The sequence below is a fragment of the Microbacterium sp. SD291 genome (genome assembly GCF_017355365.1).
GTDB lineage: Bacteria > Actinomycetota > Actinomycetes > Actinomycetales > Microbacteriaceae > Microbacterium.
This window is the reverse complement of record NZ_JADIJR010000031.1, coordinates 24433-36177: the sequence shown is the minus strand read 5'-3', so window position 1 is coordinate 36177 and position 11745 is coordinate 24433. Positions and strand designations below refer to the sequence as shown.

The following is an 11745-nucleotide window of genomic DNA, read 5'->3' as shown; positions in this document are numbered from 1 at the left end:
CCAGCGCCAGCACCGGCTCCGGGCGGCGGCGCTCCCGCCCCCGCACCGGGCGGCGGACGTCCGCCGTCTCCGCCACCGGCCGGCGGTACACCCCCCGGCGGGCCGCCACCAGCAGGGGGCACACCGGCCGCCGGCACTCCCGCCGCGGGCACTCCCGCCGCGAGCACACCGGCCGCCCCGTCGGCTCCCGGATCCGGAGCCCTGCTGACCTTCGCGATGAAGGCCATCAAGCAGGAGGAGCGCAAGACGCTGGTGTTCGAATACCACCGCGAGCAGGCCGTGACCAGGAACTATGCGCCTCAGTCGCTCATCGGCCTGCTGATGGAGGACCTGACCGGCCCTGGGCACTTCCTCGAGATCGACCTGGACGACCCGTTCTTCCGCTCGCTGGACATCGAGGTGTCGATGTCGTCTGCGTTCGAGCCGATCGGGCTGCAGTCGGTCGCGGTCGGGCTGGACTACGGTGACGCCGCCCACCCCCAGCAGCACCGGCACGCCGACCTCGTCTTCGACGCCACTCACACCGAACCGCAGCACTGGATCGTGCCGATCGGCGACGACTACGACCTCAGTTACCGGCCGCGGATCGAGTATCACTTCGATCCGCAGAGCGGCTGGGCCGCCGAGCGCAACGAGGTCGTCGTCGAGCCGGGGCGCATCGTGGATCGGACGCTGCAGCTGGACCCGACGCAGCACGTCGGCTTCATCGACGTCGATGTGCGCTCGGAGCGGCTCGACCCGCTCGAGGTCGAGTCGGTCGAGGTCACCCTCGCGCACACCTCGTCCACGGGCTGGTCGACGACCCGCACGATCGAGATGAGGCCGGACAGCACTCCGCAGTCGTGGCGCGTGCGCACCGCAGGCCGCGAGGAGGTGGACTACACCGTGCAGACGACCTACCACCTGGTGGGCGGCGGCACGATCGTCCGCGATCCTGTCGAGTCACGGGCGACGGCCTTCGCGGTGACGACTCCCTTCGCCGACCACATCGGCCGGCGCCTGGACTTCACCATCCCGGCCGGACAGTTCGCCACCGTCATCGTCGACATCCGCTACGACGACGGATCGCATCGTGTGGATCGCCGCATCGAGCTGGCCGGCGACGGACTGGCGACAACCAGGGCGGACATCGGGATCGTGGACCCGACGGAGCGTGAGACGACGACCCAGGTGACACTGCTCGGCGCCGACGGGACCGTCGTCCGCGGGGCGTCCTTCGTGGGCGAGGCCGAGTTCCTCACGGTCGCGTCCGACGGCACGATCACCGGGGCCTGACATGGGTGCGACGATCGCGGCGACCACGGGAGCCTCGGCCACGAGGCTCACGACGACGGGAGAGCGGCCGCTCGCCGACCTTCTCGATCGCGCGGCGACGTCGCACCCCGCGCAGGCGGACCTCGCCAGACATGAGCTGGAGACGACTCTCGCCGCCATCCGCACATCGCGGATCGGCGACCTGGCGTGGTCGGCCAGCTGCCTGACGCCGAGCCGCTACCCCGTCGAGGTCGCCGTGACCTCGGCGCGCGCCGAGCTGCGCACGGTGGTCGACGTCGTCGCACCGGAGGGAGACCGCCGGACGGCGTTCGGCGCCGTGCTGGAGCTGTCCGCCGCGTTCGGCGCCGCAGGCCCTCCGGCGGAGTCTCGACGAGCGATCGAGGAGCACCAGCGGGGCCTGCCGCTGCGGTTCGGCGCGTGGCTCGGGAGCAGGCACGAGCAGACGCGCACCCGACACAAGGTGTACGTCGAGACGGGGTCCGCCGGCGACGCCTGGCGTCTCGTCGACCGGCTCGCGCCCGGCGCACGCCGGGTACTGTCCGGTCTCGGCCCGATCCGCTTCCTCGGCCTGCCGCTCGACGGATCGGACGGCGTCGAGGTCTACGTCCGCCCGCCGGAGCTGGACGACGATGTCCTCGCAGCCTGCCTCGGGCGCGCGGACCTCGGCGACTTCGCCGATCGGATGAGCGCTGCGATGACCGGCGGTGCGGGCCGCCTCCGCGGGCGGAACCACGTCGTGAGCGCATCCGTGCTCGGCGGCGCGGTCGTCGCGGTCGCGGGCTTCACGTTCGCCCACCACCGCTTCCGTCTCGACCACCGCGTGCGCCGCGAGATGCTCGCGCGAGCGGATGCCGAGCAGTGGCCGTCGCGCGCACTGTACGAGAGCGTGTCGCGGCCGCTCGCCGAGCCGCGGCCGATGCGCCGGCCCGCGCACACCGCACTCTCCGAGGTCGCGGCCATCGGCGCCGATGATCTCGAGCACCACATCGGCCTGGCGCCTCCGGAGACCCGGAAGCCGGCCGCACGAACGTCGGGACCGAACGGCCCCGCGACCAACCGACAAGAACGAGAAGGAGTCCGACAATGAAGCAGATCACCCTGGAGAACCTCCACTGCACGAAGACCGAGGACTGGGTCGGGTCCGACGAATGTCGGCTCGAGGTCTTCAACGACGGAGAGCTCCATTTCGCGTACCGGCACGACCTCAACAACGACGAGAACTGGGCGCTGAACGCCTCGCTGCTGTTCGCGTCCTCGTGCACGCTCCGCCTGTTCGACGAGGACGGCGACCTGCCCGGCGACGACGACGACGCCCTGGGCGTCGTCAGCATCGGCGTCGCCGATGTGCAGCACGCGACCGCGACGTTCCGCGAGGACGACGCCGACTACACGCTCACCTACTCGGTGACCGACAGGCCGGACATCACCCAGAACGACCTCGCCACGTTCGCGATCGACCAGTTCGAGGCGTCGACCGTCCCGGGAGTCTGGCCGCAGCTGTCGAAGGCCGACATCATCAGCGACCTGCGCAACCGGCGCCGGAACCCGGTCAGCATCAACCAGGTGAACTCGAACTTCTGCGGACCGACATCGATCGTGTTCGAGCTCGCCCGCACGATGCCGCGTCGCTACGTCGACCTCTGCCGCCAGCTGTACGAGACCGGAGGGTTCTGGTCGCGCACGCATCGCGTGGACGCGCCGGAGGGCCTGCGCAACACGCATGCCGGTCAGAACATGAGCCCGGCCGACTGGATGCTCATCGCGACGATGCGCAACGAGGAGAATGCGATCTTCGGCGTGTCGGCGTCTTCGACGGGGTTCATCAGCCAGGTCGAGGGGATGACGACCCCCTGGGAGATGGAGGGCTGGACCGGGGAGCTGCTGCTCAAGGGCGAGGTGAGCAACAGCACCACCTTCGTCTGGGGCGAGTTCGACGCCATCCGCTACGCGCATCAGGTGTGGGCATCCGGGGGCAGCGCATTCATCATGCTGCACTCCGACATGTTCTCCGCACCATCCGGCATCGTGCCGCCGTGGCCCGACCACTGGGTCGTGTACGCGGGAGGACTCGACGAGAGCGGCGGCAGGATCAGGTTCACCGTCTACTCCTGGGGCAGCATGTACCCTCTCGATCTCACTCGCGACCATTTCGAGAACTGCATGTTCGGCATCGTGACGGGATTCTGAACGCAGATCGGATGCCGGTGGGCGCCCGAGGTCAGATGGGCGATCTCGTCCTGATCGCGAACGCATCGACCTTGGGCAGCTCCCGGCGCACTTCCGCCTCCGCGTGCTCCGCGAGGCGCTCCGCCTCCCGGAGGGAAGGCTCGCCGCTCAGGCGCACCGTCGCGTCGCCGATGAGCCGGTGCCCGCTCCAGCGCAGCCGCACCTCCTCCACTGCCACGATCCCCGGCGTGTGCTCGAGCGCGTGCTCCGCGCGGTCGAGCAGGTCGGGCTCGATCGCATCCATCAGGCGGCCGCCGACACTGCGCACGGTTCCCCACAGCAGCACCAGGATCGCGGCGGCGATCACCAGGCCGACGATCGGGTCGGCGAGCGGGAACCCGAGCGCGACGCCGATCGCGCCGAGCACCACTGCGAGGGAGGTGAAGCCGTCGGTGCGAGCGTGCACCCCGTCAGCGACCAGCGCGGCCGAGCCGATCCTCCGTCCGACCCGGATGCGGTAGATCGCAACCGCCTCATTGCCGAGGAACCCGACGACACCGGCCGCCATCAGCCAGCCGAGGTTGTGCACCGGCTGCGGATGCAGGAGCCTGTCGATCGCCTGCCACGCGGCGATCAGGGCGGATGCCGCCACCACGAGCACGATGAACAGCCCGGCGAGATCCTCCGCCCGGCCGTACCCGTACGGATGCCGGCGCGACGCCGCGCGCCGGCCGAGGATGAACGCGATCCACAGCGGCACCGCGGTGAGCGCGTCCGAGAAGTTGTGCACGGTGTCGGCCAGGAGTGCGACTGAGTTGCTCACGAAGACGATCGCCAGCTGCAGCACGGTCGTGAGGAGCAGCACGAGCAGGCTGATCTTCAGCGCCCTAACGCCCTGCGCGCTCGCTTCGAGTGCGTCGTCGACCGAGTCGGCGGCGTCGTGGGTGTGCGGGACGAACACCTCGCGGAGGAATCCGCGGAAGCCCCCGGCGTGGTGGTCGTGACTGTGGTCGTGACTGTGGTCGTGGGGATGAGCATGGGCGTGCGCATGCGGTGCCTCGGTCATGCGGTCGCCTCCCCCGAGAACTCGGGGTGGTGGTGCCGCGGCGTGCCGCCGAGCGAGTGCTCGGCCTGGAAGATCGCATCGGCGACCAGCTGCCTGGCGTGCTCGTTCTCGAGCCGGTAGAAGACCTTCGTCCCCTCTCGCGTGGTGGCGACGATGCGGGCGAGCCGGAGCTTGGCGAGATGCTGCGACACCGACGGGGCGGGCTTGCCGACGATCTCGGCGAGGCGGTTCACCGACAGCTCGCCGTGGTCGCGCAGCGCCAGGATGATGCGGATCCTGGTGGCGTCGGCGAGCATCGAGAACACCTCGACAGCGAGTTCGACGTACTCGCTGTCCGGAGACCTGCCGCAAGTTTGCGTATCTGCGTTCATACGCAGATTATGGCACGGACACGACCCGAGAGAACAGCTGCCCTAAGCTCGCACCATGTTCAGCGTCGAGACCCTCACGACGTTCATCGTCGCCGCGTTCATCATGGTCGTGATCCCCGGCCCCACGGTGCTGTTCACGATCGGCCGGGCGATGGCGCTCGGGAAGCTCGGCGGATTCCTCAGCATCCTCGGCACCGCCGTCGGTTCGATCCTGCTCGTAGTGGGAGTCGCCCTCGGCGTCGGCACGGTGATCGCGCACTCGGTCGTGCTGTTCACGATCGTCAAGGTGCTCGGTGCCGGCTATCTCGTCTTCCTCGGCATCCAGGCGATCAGGCATCGGAAGGATGCGGCGCGCGCGATAGCCGGGGCGCAACAGCGTCGTTCGGGGTTCCGGCTGTTCTCCGAGGGATTCGTCGTCGGCATCACCAACCCCAAGTCGATCGCCTTCTTCCTCGCGATCCTGCCGCAGTTCGTCGACCTGCGGGCAGGTGCCGTGCCGATGCAATTGTTCATCCTCGGCGCGATCGTGGTGATCATCGGCGTGGCCTGCGATGCGCTCTGGGTGCTGCTCGCGAGCGCCGCCCGCGAGTGGTTCGGCCGCTCCCCGCGCAGGCTCGAGGTGATGGGCGCGACCGGCGGCGGCCTGATGATCGCGCTCGGCGCGTTCCTGCTGATCTGGAGCGAGAAGCCGGCGACCGCCTGAACGCTCCCGTCACATCCGCGCGAGGCGAGCGCGCACGAAGCAGAAGATCCCGTAGACGGCGAGCCCCGCACCCACCACCCACAGGATGACGCGCCCCTGCGGCAGGAGGACGAGGCTGTGCAGCGCGCCGTCGAGCCCCGCCGCCTTCTCCGGATCCCGCGTGAACCCGGCGATGACGACCAGCGCCCCCGTGGCTGCCACCGCGAGGCCCTTCGCGAGGTAGCCGATGACCCCGAAGACGACGATGCCCTGCCGCGCCGGCCCGTCCGGCAGCGACATGGTCTTCTCGAAGCTGCGGGTGATGCCGCCGACCACGAAGCCGATCCCGACGCCGGCCACACCGAGTCCGATCAGTACGAGCACGATCGCACCGCCCGGGGTCGCGATCAGACCGGCACTCGCGTCCTGCGTCGTCTTCTCGGAATCCGCCCGGCCTCCCACCGCGTAGATCATTGCCATCGCGCCGATCGCGACGTAGGCGATCGCGCTGCCGAGCAGCTTGACGCGCAGACCCCATTTCCTGGTCTCGTCAGGACCGGATTTCACCATCGCAGCGCCGACCTGCCACACGGCGAGCGCGAACAGGCCGACCGCGACGCCCGCGAGAAGGATGCCGCCGATGGGCGTCCGGCGGAGCTGCTCCATCGCGCCGTCCTGATCCGCATCGCCGGACGCGCCCGCCGCGATCGAGACCGCGATGGCGCCGATGAGGATGTGCACGAGCCCCAGGACCACATAGCCGGCGCGCGCGGTCCTGCGGAAGACGGTCGAGCTCCTCGCCGCGCGAGCGGCGCCTTTGGCGGTGGTCACGTCGCAAGGATATCCGCGACATGACGCGGATAAGAGGGGGTTGATTCCGGCGTGCCGGTGCCTGAGGGCGACTCTGAAATCGGCGGGACGACGCGCGGCACGCGGAAACGACGCCGGTACTCGGAGGGTGTGGTCGCATACGCCGCCGCGAAGTTCTGCCTCATCGTGATCGGGCTCGCGAAGCCGCACCGTGCCGAGACGGCGTCCACGGGGAGCTCCGTCATCTCCAGCAGGCGTCGCGCCTCCTCGACCCGCCGTTCCCGGACCCAGGTCGCCGGGGTCGTCCCCGTGGACTCCTTGAAGGCGCGGATGAAGCTGCGCCGGCTCATGTGCGCGGCACGCGCGAGCTCGTCCACGCCGAGCCGCTCGTCCAGGTGCTCGACCGCCCAGTCCAGCGCCTCGGCGATCGGGACGGTTCCGCCGGGCTGCGGCACCGGGCGCTCGATGTACTGCGCCTGACCGCCGCTGCGATGCGGGGCGACGACGAGACTGCGGGCCACGCTGTTCGCGGCCTCCGCACCGAGCCGCGTCCTGACGATGTGAAGACAGGCGTCGATCGCGGCCGCCGTGCCCGCCGACGTGAGCACATCGCCGTGATCGATGTAGAGCACGGTGCGGTCGAGCGCGATCGTCGGATGCCGTCGGTGGAACTCGTCGAGGGCCTGCCAGTGCGTCACGGCCGAGCGCCCGTGCAGCAGCCCGATCTCGGCGACCGGGAACGCGCCGAGGCAGAGGCCCGCCACCGCAGAGCCCTGTGCGTGCGCCGACCGGAGCATGCCCGTGAGCGCGCCGGACGGCACCCGCCGATCGTCGTGCCAGGACGGGATCACGATGAGGTCGGCCCCGTCCGCCGCGGAGAGGTCCGACACTCCGCCTATCCGGTAGCCCTCCGCGGTGCTGATCTCCGATCCGCTCTCGTTGAACAGCACGGTCTCCCAGCGGGCCAGGCCCTGCCTGGCGACCTCGCCGAACACCATCTGCGGCACCGCGAGGTGGAACATCGTCGATCCGTCGAACGCGTAGACCGCGATCCGCATGTCGCCCATCAGCACCTTGGCCCGATCTCATCGTTGCTTTGCACTCGTGCCAATTGTGCCATTCCAGGAGCCGGGAGAGGCTGTGAGAGCGAGGTTCCGCTCGCCCACCCGACCCAGGAGGAAAACATGACCGCTCCCCGCCGCGCCCTGATCGTGATCGACCCGCAGCAGGAGTACTTCACGGGCCTGCTCCCGATCCAGCACCCACCCCGCGACGAGTCCGTGCAGCGCATCGCGGCTGCGATCGACGCGGCCGAGGCCGCGGGGATCCCGATCGTCATGGTGCAGCACTCGGCCGGCGAGGATGCGCCGGTGTTCAACTCGAACGCGCCAGGGTTCGCCCTGCACCCCTCGCTCGAAGGGCGCGCTTCGTCCACCTGGAAGCGGGTCACGAAGAGCTACAGCTCCGTCTTCCCCGGCACGGACATCGAGGAATGGCTGCGCGCGGAAGGCCTCGACACGATCACACTCGCCGGATACATGACGAACAACTGCGTCCTCGCGACCGCGGTGGAGGCAGAGTCCCGCGGAATCGCCGTCGAGGTCCTCTCCGACGCGACCGGCGCGATCGACATCACCAACGAGGCAGGGTCCGTCAGCGCCGAGACCGTGCACACCACGCTGCTCGCGCTGCTGCACTCCAACTTCGCGGCTGTCGCTTCGACCGAGGCATGGTCGCGCGCCGTCGCGTCAGACGAAGCACTGGCGAAGAGCAACCTGGTCGAGTCCGCCGCAGCCGGCGCCGCAGCGTTCGCGTGAGCGGGCGCGACCAGGAGGGCGCTCCGCTGCACGGCGAGCAGCGCTGATCGCATCCGGCGAGCCGGAAGCCTAGGCGAGCGAGAGGAAGAGCTTCTCGAGTTCCTGTTTCGTCGGTCCGCCGGACTCGGGTTCTCCGAGGCACTCCTCCATCGCGGTCGAGATCACCACGAACCCCGCACGGTTGAGCGCGTGCGTCACTGCGGCCAGCTGGGTCACCACCTCGCCGCAGGGCGCGCCGCCCTCCGCTGCGGAGATCACCGCGTCGAGCTGACCGCGTGCCCGCTTCAGCCGGTTGACGATCTTGCGCTGCGCTGCCTCCGCCTCGGGAGTCATGTCGCCCGCCCCTCGGCCGCCCGTTCATCCTCGGGCATCGCGAGAACTTCCCCCGCGCGGTGCCCGAGCAGGGCGCGCTGCGTGGTCATCCCGCCGGCGACGCCGCCGACGATCACGATCCTCACTCGGACGCGTCTTTCGCCTGCTCGGCGATCGTCGCGCGCACCTCGTCCATGTCGAGACCCCGCACGGCCGAGACGACCTGCTCGAGACCGGCGGCCGGGAGCGCCCCGGGCTGCGAGAAGACCAGGATGCCGTCGCGGAAGGCCATCAGCGTCGGGATCGACGTGATCCGGAAGCCCGCGGCGAGTTCGCGCTCGGCCTCGGTGTCGATCTTGCCGAACACGACGTCCTCGTGCTTCTCGGATGCCTGCTCGAAGATCGGCCCGAACATGCGGCACGGTCCGCACCATTCCGCCCAGAAGTCCAGCAGCACCATCCCGCCCGCGCTGATCGTCTCGTCGAGGTTCTCTTTCGTGATCTCTGTCGTCGCCATATCCCCAGCGTATACCCCGGGGGTATACGCTGGCTGTGCCTCAGCCCGGTGCCACCGGCTGCCGGAGGATCGTCCGCAGCTTCTCGGGCGCGGCTCTGCGCAGGTCGCTGAGATAGATCTCGTGGTGGCGACCGGTCATCGTCAGCCCGTGCGCGGGGATGAACCGGTGGTGGATGTCGTCGAGCACAGGCCCCTCGTCGTCGAACGGTCCGACGTGCAGGGTCTGCACGCAGGTTCCCTCCTCGAGGGTCTCCAGGCGCACGGATGACAGGCTCGGCGAGGAAGGCCGCTTCTTCGCGACGTCCTTCTCGACGACGGCATCCACCGCATCCGCGAACATCCCGTGCGTGACGTGGTCGGGGACCATCACCATGAGCGTCCACAGCCAGCTCGACTTGTCGCGGCGCGAGGTGAACGACTCCATGTCGGGCGCGTGCCAGAGCCCCTCGAGCGGCATCACGACGGTGTCGACGCCGAGCTCCTGCCGGCTCGCGAACTTCAGCGTGTACGCGATCGGCATCAGCGCGGTGACGGCGTCCGCGAACGCCGGCGAGGTGTTCGGGTCGCCCGCCCCGTCGACCATCAGATACTGCATCGGCGGCACGTCCAGGATGCGGATGCTGCCGCGCTTCGCCTGATACGCATCGAGCGTCTTCTTGAGATCGATCGCCGCCATGGTCTTCCTCCGGGTGCCGTGCGCACAGTGTGCCACAGCGCGCCGACACGGCCGGTGCTCAGACGCTCAGACGCTCAGACGCTCACGCCAGCCGCAGGCGATCCCCCACCTCGACGACCTCGTGCAACTCGGCGCGCACTCGCGGCGTGCCCATGCCCCGATGCAGCACGAGCATGGTGCGTCCGTCGAACGCGTCGAACAGCATCCCGTGCCCGGCGTTGCCGTCGACCAGGATCTCGAGGTGCTCCCACGGCCCCTGCAGCCGACCGCTTCGCGAGAGCGCCATGGTCTCGACGTAGTCGGATCCGCCGTCGCGCGGACGATACGTCGCCCACAGCATCAGCAGCTCGCCACCGGAGAGGCGGCGCAGCTGCGGACCGTCGGTCACATAGGGCATCCTGGTCTGCGCGCTGGGCGGCAGGTCCTTGAGGAAGGCGGCCTCGGAGCCCCGGAACAGCAGGATCGGATCGCCGGCGGCCGCCGTGAGATCGGGCGTGAGCGGAACCGCCTCGATCGTGCCGTCGAAGACCTGCACCCACTCGTGGGCGTAGACCATCCACGGTGCGCCGTCCTCGTCGATGAAGAGGGTTCCGTCGAGCGTCATGAAATCGGCGGGCGGCACCGGGGCGTCAGTGCGGAGCAGTTCGAAAGGGCCGGCCGGGTGATCCGCCACAGCGATCACGGTGCCGCGCGCGGTCGGCACGTGATCCTCACTGGCGGTGACGGCGCGGAAACGCGCGCCGCCTGGCACCTCGAGCTCGCGGGACGAATCGTGCAGCGTCGTGAACAGGTAGAAGCGCCCCTCGTACTCGTGCACCTCCGGCGCCCACGGCGCCTCGGTCGCCGCCGCCCACGACCCCTCGGGAACGCGGAACACGACCACGGGCTCCTCGTCCCAGGCCTCGAGGTCGGTGCTCCGGTACGCCACGACGACCGGTTCGCCGCGCAGCGCCGTGTACAGGTAGTACGTCGACTCCGCCGCGAACGGCAGGATGTACGGGTCGTGCGCCCAGAAGTCGTCGAGCGTCTGCGTCATGATCGGGGTCTCCTCGTCGATTCGCGCACCTGGAGGCGCGCCGTGCTCACATGCTCGCGGTAGTCGTCGGCGCCGCGCTCGCCCGCGATCCTCGAGACGAGCATCGCCAGTGCGGCATCCACCATCCCGGCGTGATCCGGAGCGACGGAGGTCACCGACGGCACCGTGAACCGCGCGACCGGCACGTCGTCGAACCCGGCGACCAGCATGTCGCCGGGGACGGAGATCCCGCGCTCGTGCAGACCGCGGATCGCCCCGATCGCGAGCACGTCGGTCGCGCAGAACAAGCCGTCGAACGGCACCCCCGTGCCGAGCAGATGCTCGACCGAGCGCAGGCCCCCCTCGAACGAGTACGCGCAGTCGACGAGCATCCGCCGGTCGACCTGCACGCCCTCGGCCTCTGCCGCCTCGACGAAGCCCGCGGCGCGCAGGGTTCCGGCGCCGGCCGGCACCGCCGGGTCGTGCACGCCGCCGATCATGGCGAGACTCCGTGCGCCCTGCTCGATCAGATGCCTCGCGATCATCCCGGCGCCGTCGGCGTTCGCCATGACCACGTGGTCGACGCGCTCCTCGTACGAGCGCTCACCGAGCACGACCACCGGCAGCTCCCCGCGGAACAGTGCGGCGTCGGCACCCGACAGGTTGACCGCGCTGATCAGCAGGCCGTCGTAGCTGCGCAGCCGCGAGTGCCGGAGCGCCCCGATCTCCCGCTCGCGATCGGCGCCGGTGTGCTCGATCACCACCTCGTAGCCGTCCTGCGCGGCCCTGGCGACGATGAGTTCCGCGAGCTGCCCGAAGTACGGCCGGTCGATGTCGGGGATCGCGAGCCCGATCACGCCGGAGCGCCCCTGCCGCAGGCTGCGCGCGGCGGCGTTCACGGCGTAGCCGAGGTCGTCGATCGCCGTGAGCACACGGTCGCGCGTCGCGTCGCGCACATGCGGACGCGCGTTGATGACGTTCGAGACCGTCATCACCGAGACGCCCGCGTGCCGCGCGACGTCCTGCATCGTCACCATC

15 protein-coding genes are annotated in these 11745 nt (G+C 69.9%); 5 read left to right on the top strand and 10 right to left on the bottom strand.

Annotation, left to right across the window (positions count from 1 at the left end; translation table 11 throughout):
- The 3 genes from IPV10_RS14210 to IPV10_RS14200 all read left to right on the top strand — a co-directional run.
- The coding region (locus IPV10_RS14210) for a hypothetical protein (protein WP_207484890.1) at positions 1 to 1275 on the top strand (1275 nt) is incomplete at its 5' end.
- A 1-nt stretch (position 1276) separates the two neighbouring features.
- Positions 1277 to 2362, top strand: a complete 1086-nt coding sequence (locus IPV10_RS14205) for a hypothetical protein (protein ID WP_207484888.1) — start codon at positions 1277 to 1279, stop codon at positions 2360 to 2362.
- Positions 2359 to 3462 (top strand): hypothetical protein, encoded by a 1104-nt coding sequence (locus IPV10_RS14200; RefSeq protein ID WP_207484886.1) that lies wholly within the window; start codon positions 2359 to 2361, stop codon positions 3460 to 3462. The genes IPV10_RS14205 and IPV10_RS14200 overlap by 4 nt, the downstream gene beginning before the upstream one ends.
- Before the next feature lie 31 nt (positions 3463 to 3493).
- On the opposite strand, the gene IPV10_RS14195 is transcribed toward IPV10_RS14200, so the two are convergent.
- Positions 3494 to 4507 carry a cation diffusion facilitator family transporter gene (locus IPV10_RS14195; RefSeq protein ID WP_207484884.1) on the bottom strand — a complete coding sequence of 338 codons (1014 nt, stop codon included), beginning with the start codon at positions 4505 to 4507 and terminating at the stop codon, positions 3494 to 3496.
- Positions 4504 to 4878 (bottom strand): metalloregulator ArsR/SmtB family transcription factor, encoded by a 375-nt coding sequence (locus tag IPV10_RS14190; protein WP_207484882.1) that lies wholly within the window; start codon positions 4876 to 4878, stop codon positions 4504 to 4506. The genes IPV10_RS14195 and IPV10_RS14190 overlap by 4 nt, the downstream gene beginning before the upstream one ends.
- 55 nt (positions 4879 to 4933) lie before the next feature.
- Between IPV10_RS14190 and IPV10_RS14185 the strand changes: the two genes are divergently transcribed.
- Positions 4934 to 5581 carry a LysE family translocator gene (locus tag IPV10_RS14185; RefSeq protein ID WP_207484880.1) on the top strand — a complete coding sequence of 216 codons (648 nt, stop codon included), beginning with the start codon at positions 4934 to 4936 and terminating at the stop codon, positions 5579 to 5581.
- Positions 5582 to 5590: 9 nt separating this feature from the next.
- Here the strand turns inward: IPV10_RS14185 and IPV10_RS17360 are convergent, their stop codons facing one another.
- Positions 5591 to 6391 (bottom strand): DUF1206 domain-containing protein, encoded by an 801-nt coding sequence (locus tag IPV10_RS17360; protein ID WP_207484879.1) that lies wholly within the window; start codon positions 6389 to 6391, stop codon positions 5591 to 5593.
- Positions 6388 to 7437, bottom strand: coding sequence for a GlxA family transcriptional regulator (locus tag IPV10_RS14175; RefSeq protein ID WP_242685003.1), 1050 nt, complete (start codon positions 7435 to 7437; stop codon positions 6388 to 6390). Before IPV10_RS14175 ends, IPV10_RS17360 begins: the two co-directional genes overlap by 4 nt.
- Positions 7438 to 7554: 117 nt before the next feature.
- Here IPV10_RS14175 and IPV10_RS14170 point away from each other — a divergent pair, with 117 nt between their 5' ends.
- A complete protein-coding gene (locus IPV10_RS14170) occupies positions 7555 to 8187 on the top strand; it encodes an isochorismatase family protein (protein ID WP_207484877.1) in 633 nt (210 codons plus the stop codon).
- Positions 8188 to 8256: 69 nt separating this feature from the next.
- Here the strand turns inward: IPV10_RS14170 and IPV10_RS14165 are convergent, their stop codons facing one another.
- The 6 genes from IPV10_RS14165 to IPV10_RS14145 all read right to left on the bottom strand — a co-directional run bounded on the left by IPV10_RS14165 (position 8257) and on the right by IPV10_RS14145 (position 11744).
- Positions 8257 to 8520 carry a metal-sensitive transcriptional regulator gene (locus IPV10_RS14165; protein ID WP_207484875.1) on the bottom strand — a complete coding sequence of 88 codons (264 nt, stop codon included), beginning with the start codon at positions 8518 to 8520 and terminating at the stop codon, positions 8257 to 8259.
- Positions 8517 to 8645, bottom strand: a complete 129-nt coding sequence (locus IPV10_RS17220) for a hypothetical protein (RefSeq protein ID WP_278249352.1) — start codon at positions 8643 to 8645, stop codon at positions 8517 to 8519. Before IPV10_RS17220 ends, IPV10_RS14165 begins: the two co-directional genes overlap by 4 nt.
- Positions 8642 to 9016 (bottom strand): thioredoxin, encoded by a 375-nt coding sequence (gene trxA / locus IPV10_RS14160; protein ID WP_207484873.1) that lies wholly within the window; start codon positions 9014 to 9016, stop codon positions 8642 to 8644. The genes IPV10_RS17220 and trxA overlap by 4 nt, the downstream gene beginning before the upstream one ends.
- A 40-nt stretch (positions 9017 to 9056) precedes the next feature.
- Positions 9057 to 9692, bottom strand: coding sequence for a GyrI-like domain-containing protein (locus tag IPV10_RS14155; RefSeq protein WP_207484871.1), 636 nt, complete (start codon positions 9690 to 9692; stop codon positions 9057 to 9059).
- An 82-nt stretch (positions 9693 to 9774) separates the two neighbouring features.
- Positions 9775 to 10728 (bottom strand): glycoside hydrolase family 43 protein, encoded by a 954-nt coding sequence (locus IPV10_RS14150; protein WP_207484869.1) that lies wholly within the window; start codon positions 10726 to 10728, stop codon positions 9775 to 9777.
- On the bottom strand, positions 10725 to 11744 hold the full coding sequence (locus tag IPV10_RS14145) for a LacI family DNA-binding transcriptional regulator (RefSeq protein ID WP_207484867.1): 1020 nt from the start codon (positions 11742 to 11744) through the stop codon (positions 10725 to 10727). Before IPV10_RS14145 ends, IPV10_RS14150 begins: the two co-directional genes overlap by 4 nt.
- Position 11745 lies beyond the last annotated feature (1 nt).